Source organism: Hyphomicrobium sp. CS1BSMeth3, from assembly GCF_900117415.1.
Taxonomy (GTDB): Bacteria; Pseudomonadota; Alphaproteobacteria; order Rhizobiales; family Hyphomicrobiaceae.
This window is the reverse complement of the sequence record NZ_FPEI01000006.1, coordinates 928,562-944,680: the sequence shown is the minus strand read 5'-3', so window position 1 is coordinate 944,680 and position 16,119 is coordinate 928,562. Positions and strand designations below refer to the sequence as shown.

16 protein-coding genes are annotated in these 16,119 nt (G+C 65.6%); 7 read left to right on the top strand and 9 right to left on the bottom strand.

Features of this window, described 5'->3' with window-relative positions:
• Window positions 1-259 precede the first annotated feature (259 nt).
• The 4 genes from CS1BSM3_RS19530 to CS1BSM3_RS19515 all read left to right on the top strand — a co-directional run bounded on the left by CS1BSM3_RS19530 (window position 260) and on the right by CS1BSM3_RS19515 (window position 3,929).
• Window positions 260-466, top strand: coding sequence for a hypothetical protein (locus CS1BSM3_RS19530; protein WP_072389738.1), 207 nt, complete (start codon window positions 260-262; stop codon window positions 464-466).
• 205 nt (window positions 467-671) lie between these two features.
• On the top strand, window positions 672-1,760 hold the full coding sequence (locus tag CS1BSM3_RS19525; RefSeq protein WP_072389735.1) for an alpha-hydroxy acid oxidase: 1,089 nt from the start codon (window positions 672-674) through the stop codon (window positions 1,758-1,760).
• Between the two features lie 120 nt (window positions 1,761-1,880).
• Complete coding sequence (locus CS1BSM3_RS19520) at window positions 1,881-3,410, top strand: YifB family Mg chelatase-like AAA ATPase (protein ID WP_072389733.1); 1,530 nt, start codon at window positions 1,881-1,883, stop codon at window positions 3,408-3,410.
• A gap of 57 nt (window positions 3,411-3,467) precedes the next feature.
• The gene (locus tag CS1BSM3_RS19515) at window positions 3,468-3,929 is read left to right on the top strand and encodes a MaoC family dehydratase (RefSeq protein WP_072389730.1); all 462 of its coding nucleotides are present in this window, start codon (window positions 3,468-3,470) and stop codon (window positions 3,927-3,929) included.
• A 182-nt stretch (window positions 3,930-4,111) separates the two neighbouring features.
• Here CS1BSM3_RS19515 and CS1BSM3_RS19510 read toward each other — a convergent pair whose 3' ends face one another.
• Window positions 4,112-5,065 carry an acetyl-CoA carboxylase carboxyltransferase subunit alpha gene (locus tag CS1BSM3_RS19510; protein ID WP_072389727.1) on the bottom strand — a complete coding sequence of 318 codons (954 nt, stop codon included), beginning with the start codon at window positions 5,063-5,065 and terminating at the stop codon, window positions 4,112-4,114.
• A 256-nt stretch (window positions 5,066-5,321) separates the two neighbouring features.
• On the opposite strand from CS1BSM3_RS19510, the gene crcB reads away from it, so the two are divergent.
• Both crcB and CS1BSM3_RS19500 read left to right on the top strand, forming a co-directional pair.
• Window positions 5,322-5,699 carry a fluoride efflux transporter CrcB gene (gene crcB / locus CS1BSM3_RS19505; protein WP_072389724.1) on the top strand — a complete coding sequence of 126 codons (378 nt, stop codon included), beginning with the start codon at window positions 5,322-5,324 and terminating at the stop codon, window positions 5,697-5,699.
• Window positions 5,696-6,727 (top strand): RluA family pseudouridine synthase, encoded by a 1,032-nt coding sequence (locus CS1BSM3_RS19500; protein WP_072389722.1) that lies wholly within the window; start codon window positions 5,696-5,698, stop codon window positions 6,725-6,727. The genes crcB and CS1BSM3_RS19500 overlap by 4 nt, the downstream gene beginning before the upstream one ends.
• Before the next feature lie 357 nt (window positions 6,728-7,084).
• Here the strand turns inward: CS1BSM3_RS19500 and CS1BSM3_RS19490 are convergent, their stop codons facing one another.
• The 6 genes from CS1BSM3_RS19490 to CS1BSM3_RS19465 form a co-directional block, all read right to left on the bottom strand.
• Window positions 7,085-8,209, bottom strand: coding sequence for a CaiB/BaiF CoA transferase family protein (locus CS1BSM3_RS19490; protein WP_072389716.1), 1,125 nt, complete (start codon window positions 8,207-8,209; stop codon window positions 7,085-7,087).
• 208 nt (window positions 8,210-8,417) lie between these two features.
• On the bottom strand, window positions 8,418-9,383 hold the full coding sequence (locus CS1BSM3_RS19485; protein WP_072389713.1) for a Tim44 domain-containing protein: 966 nt from the start codon (window positions 9,381-9,383) through the stop codon (window positions 8,418-8,420).
• Between the two features lie 152 nt (window positions 9,384-9,535).
• Window positions 9,536-11,071, bottom strand: coding sequence for an acetyl-CoA acetyltransferase (locus CS1BSM3_RS19480; protein ID WP_072389710.1), 1,536 nt, complete (start codon window positions 11,069-11,071; stop codon window positions 9,536-9,538).
• Between the two features lie 682 nt (window positions 11,072-11,753).
• Window positions 11,754-12,437 carry a 3-oxoacid CoA-transferase subunit B gene (locus CS1BSM3_RS19475; protein ID WP_072389707.1) on the bottom strand — a complete coding sequence of 228 codons (684 nt, stop codon included), beginning with the start codon at window positions 12,435-12,437 and terminating at the stop codon, window positions 11,754-11,756.
• 27 nt (window positions 12,438-12,464) lie between these two features.
• Window positions 12,465-13,166: a 3-oxoacid CoA-transferase subunit A gene (locus tag CS1BSM3_RS19470; RefSeq protein ID WP_072389704.1), complete on the bottom strand. Its 702-nt coding sequence runs from the start codon at window positions 13,164-13,166 to the stop codon at window positions 12,465-12,467.
• A 133-nt stretch (window positions 13,167-13,299) separates the two neighbouring features.
• Entirely contained in the window at window positions 13,300-13,674 is a 375-nt protein-coding gene (locus CS1BSM3_RS19465; RefSeq protein WP_072389701.1) for a hypothetical protein, read from the bottom strand.
• Between the two features lie 288 nt (window positions 13,675-13,962).
• On the opposite strand from CS1BSM3_RS19465, the gene sfsA reads away from it, so the two are divergent.
• Complete coding sequence (gene sfsA, locus CS1BSM3_RS19460; protein WP_072389699.1) at window positions 13,963-14,676, top strand: DNA/RNA nuclease SfsA; 714 nt, start codon at window positions 13,963-13,965, stop codon at window positions 14,674-14,676.
• An 18-nt stretch (window positions 14,677-14,694) separates the two neighbouring features.
• Here sfsA and CS1BSM3_RS19455 read toward each other — a convergent pair whose 3' ends face one another.
• Together CS1BSM3_RS19455 and CS1BSM3_RS19450 are read right to left on the bottom strand one after the other, a co-directional pair.
• The gene (locus tag CS1BSM3_RS19455; protein ID WP_072389696.1) at window positions 14,695-15,570 is read right to left on the bottom strand and encodes an NAD(P)-dependent oxidoreductase; all 876 of its coding nucleotides are present in this window, start codon (window positions 15,568-15,570) and stop codon (window positions 14,695-14,697) included.
• Between the two features lie 94 nt (window positions 15,571-15,664).
• The gene (locus CS1BSM3_RS19450) at window positions 15,665-16,039 is read right to left on the bottom strand and encodes a hypothetical protein (protein WP_072389693.1); all 375 of its coding nucleotides are present in this window, start codon (window positions 16,037-16,039) and stop codon (window positions 15,665-15,667) included.
• Window positions 16,040-16,119 lie beyond the last annotated feature (80 nt).

Here is a 16,119-nt window from a genome sequence, read left to right as displayed (position 1 = left end):
CAAGCGCCGCACTACTTGCGATTCTAAATAGACATTCATTTTTGAGCCCAATTCGCACGTCCAAAATGAATATTTGACAACAACATCACCGAATTTTGCTTAATATATGCATTTCTGCGATGCATTTTTATTATCTCCTGCGTTCAGTCCAAGTATTTACCTATATTTCTTCTTGCGGAGCCCACGCGATCACATGTAGAGCGGTTAGGTCACGCATGGGGATGCGCGCACACACACTGAGCTCCCTTTGGAGGATCACATGACCCGTTTGCTTGCTGCTCTTGGTACGGCTGGTCTCGTCGCCATCGCTTCGGCGCTGCCGGCTGCGTCTGCTCCTGTCCTCAAGTCGGTCGCCGGCGTCTCGCAGTCCGACGTGACCACGGTCCAGGACAAGAAGCCCGCGAAGAAGAAGCCGGCGAAGAAGGCCACCAAGAAGGCGCCGAAGAAGGCTCCTGAGAAGAAGTAAGAATTGATCAGCCCGGCGCGGCTCGCCGCGGCACCGGACTGCTTCGTTCAAAGCCGCATCAGGATGATCTCCTGGTGCGGCTTTTTCCGTCTGGCAGGCTTGCCATCGCGCCCACTGGATCGAGCGGCATCAACCAGCTAGTACCGGACGCCGGGCCGCCCGCGAGCGTGTGCCGCACCAAACAATCGTCCTGAGGGGAGGAAGCATGAGCACGCCATCGATCGAAGTCCTGCACGAGCTGGTCGCACCGGCCCGCGAGCGGCTCTCGAAGGAGACCTGGGACTATCTCATGGGCGGCGCCGACACGGAGACGACGCTCGAGCGCAACCGCCTCGCCCTCGAGGAGATCGCATTCCGGCCGCGCGTGCTGCGCGATGTCGGCACGGTCGATCTCTCGACACGCTTCCTCGGCCACACGCTGAAGCTCCCCGTCATCCTCGCGCCGATCGGCTCGCTGCAGGATTTCTGCCCGCCGGGCGGCGTCGCTCCGACAAAAGCTGCGGCCGCCTTCGGCGTGCTGCACATGCTGAGCTCGGTCTGCAAGCCGGGCCTCGAAGAGGTCGCGAAGGCTGCGCCGTCCTACCCCAAGCTCTTCCAGCTCTACATCCGCGGCGATGCTGCATGGGTCGACGAGCGCGTCGCGGCTGCCGTCGCGAACGGCTATGCCGGCCTCTGTGTCACGGTCGACCTCGACTACTACGGGCGGCGCGAGCGCGACATCGCGAAACGCTACAAGCCAACGGCGCGCCGCGCCTCGGGCGGCTCGGGTGTGGGCGATCCTTTCCAGCAGGCTTTCACCTGGGCCGATATCGCGCGCATTCGCAAGAAATGTCCGATCCCGATGATCATCAAGGGCATTGCAACGGCCGAGGACGCACGCATCGCGGTCGATCATGGTGTCGAGGTCGTCTATGTCTCGAACCACGGCGGCCGCCAGCTCGATCATGGTCGCGGCAGTCTCGCTGATCTCCCCGAGGTCGTCGATGCGGTGAAGGGCAAATGCCAGATCGCCGTCGACGGCGGCATCTACCGCGGCACGGACATCGTGAAGGCGATCGCACTCGGCGCCGACATCGTGGGCATCGGCCGCCTGCAGGGCCTCGCGCTCGCGGCTGGTGGCGAGGAAGCGCTCACGCGCGCGCTCGAGCTCCTGGAGGACGAGACCCGCCGCGTGCTCGGGCTTCTCGGCGTCACGAGCTTCGGTCAGCTCGACCGCAGCTATCTGGCCCATGCGACGCCTCTCTCACGCCGCGGCTTCGACAGCCCCTTCCCGCTGATCAAGGAAGGCTACTGAGGGCGCGCGGCCGCGCTAGCGGTGGATTTGTTCTCATATTGTTCTTGACCTCGGGTGCGTGCGCGCTTTAGCTTCCGGATATTGTTCCAGGGGCGGGGCCGCAGCATTCGGGGCGGGGTCATGTACGGGCAGATTTCCACGCTCGCGTTTGTCGGTATCGAAGCGCGCCCCGTCGAGGTGCAGGTTCGCATCAGCGGCGGCCGGCACGTCTTCGCGATCGTCGGCCTGCCCGACAAGGCCGTGGCTGAGAGTCGCGAGCGTGTCCGCAATGCCCTGCACGCGGTCGGCCTCGCGCTCCCCTTCAGGCACATCACGGTCAATCTCGCGCCCGCGGATCTGCCCAAGGAAGGCAGTCACTTCGACCTTGCCATAGCGCTGGCGCTGATGGTCGCGACCGGCGCCATCGCACCCGATGCCATCGAGGGATATGCCGCTGTCGGGGAACTCGCGCTCGATGGCTCCATCCGCGCCGTACCGGGCGCGCTTCCCGCAGCGATCGGCGCCAATGCACTCGGCAAGGGGCTCATCTGTCCCGCCGCCTGTGGCGCCGAGGCGGCATGGGCCGCCGAGGACATGGCCATCCTCGCGCCGCCGCATCTTCTCTCTCTCGTCAATCACTTCAAAGGCACGCAGGTCATGGCGCGGCCACAGCCGGGCGGTCCCGCCGACCCCGAGCCCTTGTTGGATCTCAGCGATGTCAAAGGCCAGGAGAGCGCACGCCGCGCGCTCGAAATAGCCGCGGCTGGGGGGCATAATCTCCTGATGGTCGGCCCACCCGGATCGGGGAAGTCGATGCTCGCCGCGCGTCTCCCCTCGATCCTGCCACCGCTCGAGCCTGCTGAAATGCTCGAGGTCTCCATGATCAAGAGCCTCGCGGGCGAGCTTGGCGAGGGTCGCATTGCACAGACGCGCCCGTTCCGCGCCCCGCACCATTCGGCGAGCATGGCTGCGCTCGTCGGCGGCGGCATGCGTGCGCGACCGGGTGAGGTCTCGCTCGCGCATCTGGGCGTTCTCTTCCTCGACGAGCTACCCGAGTTTCAACCGAACGTTCTCGATGCGCTGCGCCAGCCGCTGGAGACCGGCGAGACCGCCATCGCCCGCGCCAATCACCGCATCACATACCCATCACGCTTCCAGCTCATCGCGGCAATGAACCCGTGCAAGTGCGGCGGCGGAGGCCCCGGCACCACGTGCAAGCGCGGCCCGCGCTGCGCCGATGACTACCAGGCGCGCGTCTCCGGCCCTTTTCTGGATCGCATCGACATGCAGATCGAGCTGGCGCCTGTCTCAGCCGCCGATCTCGTCCTCCCGGCGCCGAGCGAGGGAAGTGCCGAGGTCCGCGCGCGGGTCACTGCGGCGCGCGCGCGGCAACGTGCCCGCTTTGCCGCTGCCGGCACCGCGCGCGTGCGCACGAACGCCGACTGCTCGGGCCGCCTGCTCGAGGACGTCGCCATGCCGGACGAGAGCGGCCTCAGCCTGCTCCGGTCTGCCTCCGACGCCCTGGGTCTCTCCGCCCGCGGCTTTCACCGCACGCTCAAGGTCGCGCGCACGATCGCCGACCTCGATGGCGCCGAGCGCGTCGGCCGACCGCACGTCGCGGAGGCCCTCAGCTATCGCGGAGAGGTCATGCGCGCCGAGCGTGCGGCTTGAGATTTGGCGCGCCGCGCGGCAAGTAGCGCACACAGGAAGCGCACGGGAGAAAGAAACATGAAACTGCTCGGACAGGGGCTCTACTGGCAGGAAATGCCGGTCGGCGCGAAGTACAAGACGTTCGGCCGCACGATCACCGAGACCGACATCGTCAATTTCATTTCCTGCACGGGCTTTCTCGAGGTGCTCTTCACGGACATGGAGTTCGTCAAGGAGCACTCGGCCATTCAGGGCCGCGTCGCGCCGGGCGCGCTCATCTACGCGATCGCCGAGGGCATGACCATGCTCGGCACCATCCAGGGAACAGGCCTCGCCTTCCTGCACATGGAGCTCGACGTCAAAGGCCCGACCTTCGCCGGCGACACCATCCATTGCGAAATCGAGGTCATCGAGCAGCGCGCTGCCTCGAAAGGTGGTCGCGGTCTCGTGCGCACGAGGAACACCGTGAAGAACCAGCGCGGCGAGACGGTGCTGATTTACACGCCGCTGCGCATGATGGCGGGCAAGTCGGAGGCGTGAAGGCTCGCGCCTTCAGCGCGACGGGGACCAGGTCCCCGAACCCCTGCTGGGAGGGACACCCTCCCAGACCCTCCCGTCTCTATTCGCGGGTGCCCCAAACGCGCCCTCTCGCTGTGGCGGCCGCGGGCATAGCACGACGCAAGGATGCGATAGCACCCCTTCCCAGCAGCCCGCGGCAAGAACTAGAGACTCCGCCCGATATTCAGGAAGCGCTCGTGCCGCTGCTTGCGGACTTCGTCGGGAGACATCTTGTCGAACGCGGCGAGCGCCTTGGCGATAGCGTCGCCCGCGCGGCGCACGGCACCTTCCTTGTCGCGGTGCGCGCCGCCGACCGGCTCGGCGACGATCTCGTCGATCACGCCGAGCTCGTAGAGATCTTGCGCGGTGATCTTCATGCTGGTCGCGGCATCGATCGCGCGTGTCGAGTCGCGCCACAGGATCGACGCGGCCGCCTCCGGCGAGGCCACCGTATAGACCGCGTGCTCCAGCATGAGAATGCGGTTAGCGCTCGCGATCGCAATCGCGCCACCCGATCCGCCCTCGCCGATCACGACAGCCACCATCGGCACGCCGAGCGAGAGACAGCGATCTGTCGAGCGGGCGATGGCCTCTGCCTGTCCGCGCTCCTCGGCACCGACGCCCGGATAAGCACCCGCGGTGTCGACGAGCGTCACGACCGGCATGGCAAAGCGGTCTGCCATATCCATGAGGCGGACGGCCTTGCGGTAACCCTCGGGGCGCGCCATGCCGAAGTTGTGCTTGATACGCGTCTCCGTGTCGTGGCCCTTCTCGTGGCCGATAACGACGACGGGGCGCCCACGGAATGTGCCGATGCCGCCCATGATCGCCGCATCCTCGGCGAAGTAGCGATCGCCGGCCAGCGGCGTGAAGCGCTCGATGAGCTGGTCGATATAATCGAGGCAGTGCGGCCGGTCAGGATGGCGCGCGACCGTCGTCTTCTGCCAAGGGTTGAGACCACCGTACGTCTCGGCGAGAAGCTGGGCAGCGCGCCCCTGGAGCTTGCTGATCTCCTCGCTGAGCCCTGTGCTCTCGTCGTCCTGGGTCAGTGCGCGCAGCTCCGCCACCCGGCTCTCGAGCTCGGCGATCGGCTTCTCGAAGTCCAAATAGGTCGCCATGATCTCGGCTAGTATCCCGCTTCCAAAGCTCGCTTAACCTCGACGCTGGTGTCCCGAGCGCCCGGCCACGGGGCCCCGCACGGCCTCTCGCGGCCCCGCGCCCCTCTGAATTTCCGGGGACATTCCCCGGCGCTGCCCCCCAAGTCAAGTTAAGGAATGGACGAGAACGCCGTATCCCACCTGCCGCCGCCCGCGACAGGGCCGTGCGAACAGGCTAATAGGGTGCCAATGCTTTGAAAACGAGGTCCAGCCCGCCATGCGGCACCTGCTGCTCGCGGCGTTCGGCGGCGCGCTTGGCGCCGGCGCCCGCCACCTGATCAATGTGTCCTTTCTGGCGTGGTTCGGCCCCGGCTTCCCCTGGGCGACGTTTACGGTAAACATCCTCGGCAGCCTGCTCATGGGCGCCCTCGTCGAAGCCCTGATGTCCTTCAGCAGCGGCGCGGACACTTGGCGCGTGTTCCTCGCCACCGGCATCCTCGGCGGGTTCACGACCTTCTCTGCCTTCTCGCTCGACATATGGGTCCTCTACGAGCGCGGTCAGCACATCGCGCTCGCCTTGTATCTGACCCTTTCTGTCATCCTCTCCGTCGGCGCGCTCGTCTCCGGCATGGCACTCGTGCGGGCGCTCCGATGACCGGCGCCGTCGAAACTATCAAGGTCACGCGAGACGAGGCGGGCATGCGCCTCGACCGCTGGTTCCGCGCCCACTTTCCCGATGTCGGGCACGTTTATCTGCAGAAGCTCCTGCGCTCCGGGCAGGTCCGCGTCGACAGCCGTCGCGTCGAAGCCAATGCACGTCTCGAGGCCGGCGCAGAGGTGCGCGTGCCGCGCGTCGTGCGGCAGCCGCCGAAAGCCGCGAGCGGCGAAACGAAGGTCGTCCCGCCCGCGAGCAAGGCCGACCGCGATCTCATCGAGAGTGCGATCCTCTTCGAGGACGACGACATCCTCGTGCTTAACAAGCCGTTCGGCATCGCCGTGCAGGGCGGCACAGGCACGCGCCGGCACATCGACGGAATTCTCGCCGGCATGGTCGACCGTTTCGGAGACCGTCCGCGCCTCGTGCACCGCCTCGACCGCGACACGACGGGCGTACTGCTCATCGCCAAGAAGCGCGACATCGCGGCGAAGCTCGGCCGCACCTTCCAGACGCGCGCCGCGGCGAAGACGTACTGGGCGCTCGTCAAAGGCCTGCCGACACCGCGCCAAGGGAAGATCGAAGCGGCACTTGTGAAGGCTTCCGGCCCCGACGGCGATCGCGTGCGCAAGGCCGAGGCTGGCGAGCAGGATGCGGCCATGCACGCGACCACGCACTATTCGGTCATCGATCGCGTGGCCAATCGTGCGGCGTGGGTTTCGTTGAAGCCCGTCACCGGCCGCCAGCATCAGCTCCGCGCGCACATGGCGATGATCGGCCACCCCATCATCGGCGACAACAAATACGAAGGTGGCATCACGCAGATCATGGAGGCGCTCGAGCCCAAGCTGCATCTCCATGCGCGCCGTCTCGTCCTGCCGCATCCGCGCGCGGGAAAGCCGCCCATCGACGTGACCGCGCCAATGCCACCGCACATGCTGCGATCGTTCGAGCTCATCGGCCTCGATCCGAACCAGTTCGAGCGTGGTGAGATCAAAGCTCCGGGAAAACCGCGTCGTCAGCGGTAAGGAAATCGCGCTTTCAGCGCGAACAGGGCTGCCGCCCTATGACCCGCTCGGGGGGCACCCCCGAACCCCCGTCTTTTATGGATTTGGAGCGAACCGCAAGCGCACCAGTATCCCCTCTCCCCGCCCTTGCGGGGAGAGGGTTAGGGTGAGGGGCAGCGGCATACGCTGACGTCCGCAATCGGCGCCGCCCCTCATCCCGACCTTCTCGTCGCGCCAGAGGCGCGCTTCCAGCGCGACGAAGGACGGGGAGAAGGGGAAGTGGGCGCCACAAGCGAGCGCGGTCTGCACGACTGCCGCGGGCACAGCACAGCGGCGGGAAGCGAAACACCCTCCCCAGCAGCCCGCGGCACTCCGCAGCTAACCCAGAAACTCTTCGCGCACGGCGCACGTGTGCGCCCCAAGCGCCGGCACGCTCTCGGCCGCCAGCAACTCCTCGCCAATCCACTTCGCCGGCGGCACGGGGAGCGCGACAGGCCCGGCCTCGGTCTTGACCGTCATCATGCGCAGGTGCGGATGCGCGTGCAGGCCGAAGACATCATTCACGCGGCCGAAAGCGATGTCCGCCGCATCGAGCTTCGCGATGGCAGGCTCCGCATCGTGCGCGGCGAACCATGCGGCGACGAGCCCGTCGGTCTCCGGGCGATTCGCGATGCGCGCCGGCGACGTGGCAAAGCGCGGATCGGTTCCGTGCTCAGGCTGCTCGAAGACCTTCGTGCAGAGCGCCCGCCACTCGCGATCATTCTGAATGCTGATGAGGATCGGCACGCTGTCGCGCGTCGTGAACACGCCGTAGGGCGCGAGCGAGATGTGCGAAAGGCCGATGCGATGCGGCGGCGCGCCATGAATGCCCTGCAGCAGCGGCACGCTCATGAGCTCCGCCATCGTGTCGAACATCGAGATGCGGATATCGGCGCCCTTGCCCGTCGTCGCGCGCCGCAGGAGCGCTTCGAGGATCGCCTCGTACGCGTGCAATCCGGTCGAGACATCGACAATGGAGACGCCGACGCGCGCGGGCTCGGGCGCGCTGCCTGTGACGGAGGCGAGACCGGACTCGGCTTGAATGAGCAGATCGTAGGCCTTGCGATCGGCATAGGGCCCGCTGTCGCCATAGCCCGAGATCGAGCAGGCGACGAGGCGCGGATGGCGTGCGCAGATGTCCTCGATCGGATAGCCGAGCTTCGCCAGCGCGCCGGGCTTCAAGTTCTGCACGAACACGTCGGCCTTGGCGAGCAGCGCCTCGAAGAGCCGCTTGTCATCGGCATTGGCGAGATCAACGACGACCGACTCCTTGCCGCGATTGAGCCAGATGAAATAGACGCTCTGGCCCTTGGCGAGCTGATCGTAGCCGCGCGCGAAATCGCCTTCGGGCCGCTCGAGCTTGATCACGCGCGCGCCCGCATCGGCGAGCCGCCGCCCCGTCATGGGCGCGGCTACGGCCTGCTCGAGCGAGACGACCAGAATGCCTTCCAGCGGCTTCTTCATGCACTCAATTCCCTGCCATCGTCCGGCGCGGAACGCCGGCACTCAGCCGCATTTTCTAGCGGCCCGGGCTCGCAGCGTCTTCCTCATATTCGGCAGAGTGCCATGCGGCGCCCTGAATGCACGAGCGGCGCTCCCCAGGATCGGAGAACGCCGCTCGAAAAACCCACAGCGCGCGAGAACTGATCCTCGCGCGCCTGTTCTGTCCACTTTAGGTCGACTGAATGGCCGACAGCTCCCACTGGCTCGCCGTGCCGCGAACCGGACGGGCGAACGTCCAGATCTCCGTGAGCTCGGTCGGCTCGGTGCGGCTGCCCTCGACGACGCGGCCGCTCGCCGTCTCGACGGTCGCATCGATGAGCGTGTAGCGGAGCGCAACGGTCGCGTACTCGACATGCTCCTCGCGCCAGGCCTCGGCGAGATCGCCCTGCTCGAGCTTCACGTCGGAGACGACGTTGAGCAGGCCCTTCTTCGCGTTATCGTCGAGCTCGGCCGCGAAGTAGGAGAGCATCTCCGGCGTCAGGAGCTTCTCCAGCGCATCGAGGTTGCTGCGGCCGTAAGCCATCTGCACTTCGCCGAGCATCCGCTCGAAGGCGTCGTAGTCGGCAGGGCCGATCTTGACCTCGTCGACGGGGCCGCTGCCGGCGCTGCCGCTGCGGTTGAGAATGTCCGCGGGGTTGCGGCCGCTGTACGCATTCTGCGAGGCACCGGCCGTCGCCATGGCCGGCTTTGCGCCGCCGAACCCGCCGCGGAAGAGACGGAAGACGAGGTAGATGATGCCGCCGATCAGCAGCATCTGCAGCAGGAAGCCAGCGATCGAGGCGAGCGCACCCATGCCGAAAATGCCGGCGAGCGCGGCTGCGAAGAGGCCGCCCATGAGAAGGCCCTTCAGGCCACCAAAGCGCGAGGCCTGCTGCGTGGCCGCAGTGCCCGGACGCATGGCCTGGTTGGCGCCGGCCGTGGGCGTACCCGGCTGGGTGATGGACTTGTTGATCGGCGCTGCGGCGTTCGGAGCCGTATTGGTCGTCGGCGGCGCCTGGTAGGTCTTGGCGCCGCGGCTGCCGAAGCCGCCGCCACCGCGCCGCGCGTCCGCATCGGTGGGCATGGTCGCAAGCACCACCGCCGCTCCGAGCGCGATGACGCTAAGCCTGCCAACCCAACGTTTGAAACTGCTCATTCTGCCTCCCCTGGCTCATGGGGCGCGCCGACGGAATCCGGGCGCACCTCTGGACTTTCGGTATATAGGTGCGCATTGGCCGAAGTCCACCATGCGGCGCACAGTTTGCTCGGAACTTCCGCGTCAAGAATGTCCGTTCGTGAATGCGGATTTCAATCCGGCACGAAAATATTAACGCCATCCGCATGTTGCACGCGACCACGCGCGTCCAGATAGTCGCGCGTCGCCATGTCGGCAAGGAGCGTCGCGTCCTCCGGCGTATTGGCCATGAAGCGGCGCCCATCGCCGAGCCGGCCGAAAAGCACGCTGTAGGACGGGCCCTTGCGATCGTGCATGACCGTGTAGGTTTCGATCGCAGCGGGACCCTCGGCCACCTCGGCAACGACCGGTCCGTGGTCCGCATCGATCTCCGCCTGATAGAGCATCGGATCGCGCGGCGTGAAGACCTTCCTGGCCGGCGTCGTCGAGTAGATGCCGGCCGACTGCTTCGTGACGTAGTTGCCATTCGCGGTCACGAGGCCGAACGAGGCGGGCTTGCTGCGCACGCGGCTCATCATCTCGGCAATGGAGTGCGTGACGTAGTTGTTGCCGGGGCCGCCGAAATACGGGAGCCCGCCGGTGATGGTGAGCCCGCGGGGATCATCGAGCGGAATGCTCATCTCGGCGCAGGCGATTTCGACCGCCGAGGGAAAGCAACTGTAGAGGTCGATGTGGGAGATGTCGGCGAGCGACATCTCCGCCATCTCGAAGGTCTCGCGCGCAACCGTCCGCATGGCCGGCGATGAGTAGTAGTTGTGACGGTCCGAGATGTACCAGTGATCGTGCGCATCGGCGCAGCCGTGCAGATAGACCCATTTCTCCTCGGGAATGCCGAGCGCCTTGGCTTTGGCGACCGACGTCAGCACCAGCGCTGCCGCCTGATCGATGTAGGCATTGGCGTTCATGAGCTTCGTATAGGGAAAGCCGATATAGGGATTGTCGGCGCCGACCGTCGCGATGGCCTCGGCGCTGTAGCCCGCACGGCGATCGGCGAGCGGATTGGCTTTGGCGACGGCCGCGAAGTGCGCGAACAGCTTGCCCATCGCAGCCAGGTGCTCGGGGATCGTGCGCCCTAGATGGCCACGGATGCCGTTCTCGAAGAGCGGATAGGCGAAGATCGCGCCGGCCATGCGGTGGCGCTGCTCCATATCGCTCCATCCACGCTTGGCGACGCCCCAGATCTCGGGTTCGCCACCGGGATCCTCCGACCAGTCGAGTTGCAGCTTCGCCCGCTCGGCGGCCTTCTGCGTGGCGAGCGCCTCGCCACCTGCAATCAACGCCGCCTCGACGTCACCGCGCACGACCATCTCGAAGAGACGGTTCACGCACCATTGCGGCATGTTACCGCCAGGATGGGTGTAGATGAGCCGCTTCGCCGACGTGGCACCGAGCCGATTGGCGAGCGAGCGCGGCGGATTGTTGTAGCGGCCAAAGGGCGAGGCAAAGCGCCAGCTCGTGTCCGAGAACGAGCGGATCATCACGACCGTATCGAGCGCAGCAAGCAGCGCAGACCCGACGCCGGCATCCTCGGCAGCGGCCCGAGCCGCATCGGCTGTCAGATCCATGGGCGATCGGGCGCGCTCTGGATCCTTCTCGCGCTGGGTGATCTGACCGCAGCCGACCAGCACCGGAATCCGGGCCTCATCCATCGGTGTCCTCCTCCAGAGTCTCGGGAGCTCCCGCCAATCGTGGCCATGCTGGGGCGGCTCTGCGCGCGGGTCAACGGCGCAAGCTCCGAGGTCCGACTGATTTGGTTATGGCGATCCTGTGGCAGATCGCCGAATGCCCACGTGATGGCCACATTTGGCTCTTGGGCACCGAATTGGGCTCAAAAAATTCTTTCGCCGAAGCGTCGCGAGTGCGCCACGAGCATGTGACGAGGATAGCACGGATCAATACTCAAGTATTCTGAGAACAACTTTGGTTAATTTAACCACTCATCTCGGCAGTTGCCGTTTCAGCACACAAAGTACATTGATTCATTTGAGCAAAATGGTACGGATTTTGCTATGCGGGAACGTTTTCCCTTGCCACGCGTCTTTAGCGAACCTTACTGTTTGTTCATTGGCACCCCGAAGTGCCGTGGCACAGACGCTGGAGCAGATCAGTCATGGAGGGTTTGATGCAGCTGAAAGTCGGGCTGAACATCGCCGCCGCGATCATGTCGTTTGCGTTTCTCGCCGCAGTTGTGCTCGGAATGGTCTAACTTCCGACACGCGATCTCCGCACCCGAGGTGAGATCGAGATCGGAATCAAGAAAGGCGCGGTCATCCGCGCCTTTCTCGATTCTCAGGCCCGACACCGGCCCCACGCCGCCGATGCGGCCGTCGCTCAGGAAGCCTTGCGCCGCAAGGGCGCACCGGTCTTGGCCTGCAGCTCCTCCATGGTGAGCCCAGGCGCCATATCCAGGACCTCGAAGCCCTGCGGCCCCACATCGAGCACCGCAAGATTGGTGTAGACCCGCGTGACAGCCTTCGGCGCCGTCAGGGGCAGGTCGCAGCGCTCGAGGAGCTTCGGGCGACCGTCCTTCGACGTATGGTCCATGATGATCCAGAGCCGCTTGGCCCCGACCGCAAGGTCCATGGCGCCGCCGACTGCGGGCACGCCGTCCGTGAGCGACGTGGTCCAGTTGGCGAAGTCGCCATCCGCGGCAACCTCGAAAGCGCCGAGCACGCAGAGATCGATGTGGCCACCGCGGATCATGCCGAAGCTGTCCGCGTGATGGACGATGCTGGCGCCCTTGACGAGGTTGACGTTCTGCTTGCCGGCATTGACGAGCCAGGGCTCGATCGTTTCGGCCGTCGCCAGTCCACCCATGCCGATGATGCCGTTCTCGGACTGGAAGATGACCTCGCGTCCCTTCACAAAATTCGAGACGAGCAGCGGAAACCCGATGCCGAGATTGACGCACCAGCCTTCAGGAATGTCCTGCGCGAGGCGGGCGGCCGCCTGCGCCCGGCTCCAGGGCTTGACGCCTTCGGCGGTCGCCGGCGCGCGGGCTGCGGTAGCTGTCATGATGCATTCCTCCGCGGGTGTGTTGGATTAGCCGGCGGTCGCCAGATTGGACGCGGGACCGCCGTAGGGCACATGCACGACGCGCTGCACGAAAACGCCCGGCGTGTGCACATCTTCGGGGCCGATGTCGCCGAGCTCGACCATATGCTGCGACTGCACGATGGTGAGGCTCGCGGCCATGGCCATGATCGGATTGAAATTCCGGCCCGAGAGCTTGTAGGTCAGGTTGCCCCAGCGATCCGCCTGGTAGGCCTCGACGAGCGCCACATCGGCGCGAATGGCGTGCTCGAGGAGATAGTGGCGCCCGTTGATCTCGCGCACTTCCTTGCCTTCAGCCAGAGCCGTGCCATAGGCCGTCGGCGTGTAGAAGGCGGGAATGCCGGCGCCTGCGGCTCTGATCCGCTCGGCAAGCGTGCCCTGCGGGACAAGCTCGAGCTCGAGCTTGCCGGCCTTGTGCAATTCGTCGAAGACGACCGAACCGGCACTGCGCGGGAAACTGCAGATGATCTTGCGCACACGCCCGGCCGCCAGCAGCCGCACGAGAGGCTCGACGCGCCCCGATCCCGCATTGTTGCCGACCAGCGTCAGATCCTTGGCGCCCTGCTCGATGAGCCCATCGATCAGATGCGCCGGGTGGCCCACAGCCCCGAAGCCGCCGAACATGACGGTCGAGCCGTCCTTGATTCCCTGCATCGCCTCGGCGATGGACTTCACCCGCTTGTCGATCATGGTTCCTTGCTTCCAGCCCCATTCCGGGCTCTCGGGACCCGGCCAGCGGCGATGCTAGCGGAAATCGGCCCGTCCGCCACCCCAAAGCAGCGGATGGCAGCCCTCCCGATCGGTTGGGGCGCGCAGGAACCTGCTAGCGCTTCGTCCGCAGCGTCTGCTTGAGTTCTGGATACGGCCTATAGGTGAGCGGGCCACAGGTGACGGAGTTCTTCAGCATCGCCGTGAATAGGCCGCCCGCCGCGGGATTGTTGTACTCGGGATCGAAGGCCTCGATGATCTGTCCGTTCCTGAAGCGGAAGCCCACGGTGTAGGTTGACGGCGAGTATGAGGTTTCGACGGTGAGCCGCGCGCAGGCGATGGGCGCCGACCATGACGCACCCAACGGGGAATTCCACATGCCGGGGGGCGATATCAGCGCGTTCAAAAGCTTGTACCGCGGCGGATTCGCCGCGAAATGGCGTGCGATGACCTGCCGGTAGTTCCCCGGCACCGCATCCGGCCCCTTCACTGCTCGCGCCCTATCCTCACGTGACTGTGCAATCGCACTCGGGGCCATGGCCATGGCTGAAACGATGACTGCAAACAGCGCAGCAAGCCTCCAATGGGAACGCATCAACCCCCTCCATGCCGAGATATGCGCAGCGTAATGTGCTGAGCGTATCATTGTGGCTGTGCGCGGATCATCCCCGTCACGACGTTTCCGGCCGGGTGTAGCGCGGAGGCACCTGCACCGCTCCTTTCACACCGAACTGTGCTACGACGCACCGAACGGCTGACGCTCCGAACGGTACTTGCCATGCAGTTCCAAACGCCACTCCTCCGCGGCACGCTCATCCAGCGCTACAAGCGCTTTCTCGCCGACGTCCGCCTCGAGAGCGGCGAGGTGATCACCGCGACGTGCCCCAATACCGGCTCCATGATGGGCCTCACGACGCCGGGCGTGCCGGTCTGGGTCTCGATCTCGGACAGCCCGACACGGAAGTACAAGCACACGTGGGAAATGCTCGAGGTGAACCTCGGCAAGGGTCCGAGCCTGGTCGGCATCAACACCAACCACCCGAACGCGCTCGTCAGCGAGGCGATCCTCGGCAAGCGCGTCGCATCGCTCAAGGGCTACGAGAGCCTGCGCCGCGAGGTGAAGTACGGCACGAACAGCCGCATCGACATCCTGCTCGAAAGTCCCGGCAAGCCGCCCGCCTATGTCGAGGTCAAGAACGTGCACATGATGCGCGAAGCGGGCATCGCCGAGTTCCCGGATTCGGTCACCGCGCGGGGCCTCAAGCACCTGCTGGAGCTGAGCCAGATGGTGCGCGAGGGCCATCGCGCCGTGATGGTCTTCCTCATTCAGCGCAATGATGCGACGCGCCTCACGTTCGCGCGCGACATCGATCCGAACTATGCCGGCGGACTTGCCGAGGCGCTCGAGGTCGGCGTCGAGGCGATCGCACTCAAGTGCGCGCTGACGCCCGAAGGCATCAGCGTCGAGAAGACCGTACCGATCAAGGTCTGAAGCGCCGCGCCCGCGCCCTCAATTCTGATTGAGGCGCGCGAGCAGGCTCGACGTATCCCAGCGCTTGCCGCCGAGGCGCTGCACCTCGGCATAGAACTGGTCGACGAGCGCGGCGACGGGCAGCGTCGCACCATTCTGGCGCGCCTCTTCGAGCGCGATCCAGAGATCCTTGCGCATCCAGTCGACCGCAAAGCCGTAGTCGTACTTGGCTTCCGACATGGTCTTCCAGCGGTTGTCCATCTGCCAGGAGCCGGCTGCACCCTTGGAGATCGTCTCCATGACCTTCGAAATGTCGAGGCCCGACTTCTGCGCGAAATGAACGCCCTCGGCGAGCCCCTGCACGAGGCCCGCGATGCAGATCTGGTTGACCATCTTCGTGAGCTGGCCCGCACCCGGCGCACCGATCAGCGTCACCATGCGCGCGAACGCCGCGATCACCGGCTCGGCCTTGGCGAACACATCGGCCTCACCGCCGACCATGACCGTCAGCACGCCGTTCTGCGCACCGGCCGAACCGCCCGAGACAGGCGCATCGAGAAAACCGAAGCCCTTTGCCTTGGCCGCTGCATAAAGCTCGCGCGCGATGTTGGCCGAGACCGTCGTGTTGTCGATGAAGACCGCGCCCTTGCGCACGCTCTCGAAAGCACCGTCCTTGCCGAGCGTCACGGCGCGCAGGTCTTCGTCATTGCCGACGCAGGAGAAGACGAAATCCTGATCCTTGGCGGCCTCGGCCGGCGTCGCAGCGGTCTTGCCGGCGCCGTACTCCTTCACCCAGGCCTCGGCCTTGGCGGCATTGCGGTTGTAGACGGTCAGCTCATGGCCGCCCTTCTTGAGCAGATGCCCCGCCATGGGATAGCCCATCACGCCCAAGCCGATAAATGCCACCTTTGCCATTGTTCTGCTCCCATGAAGAAACCGATGGTTCGGGAGCCGTTCTAGCGGATGGCAGCGGCCTTGTCAGGTCGCGGATCGGCAATTAAGCCACGGCTCAGGAGTGCCCGAGCGGGAGCACCATGGTGCGGCGTGCGCTGATGTCATAGGCGCACACAGGACCACTGGAGGCGCCTGCCGTCGCGACGAAGATGAAGGGCGTGCGATAGCGCTCGCCCCAGCGCGCATGATCCACCTGCCAGACGGAGACATCGGCGTGCGGATTGCCGACGCCGAACCAGACCTGCGCTGGGGTCGCCCAGGCCGCGCGATCGGCGAGGCCCGTTGCTGTCGCATCGCGCTGACACGCAGCAACCGCCTGATCGCGAAAAGTCGCGACCATCACGTCGGCCGTGGCCGCGCGATAGAGATACTGGTGATAGCCGAGCTTGCCCGCGGCAAGCAGGATCAGGATGACGGCGATGAACCTCATGACGCGACGCCCCTTCCGGCAGCGCGCTCAGGCGATCGCCGGCAGAAGGGAGAGTCGGTCGCTAAGGTAAACAAATGGTT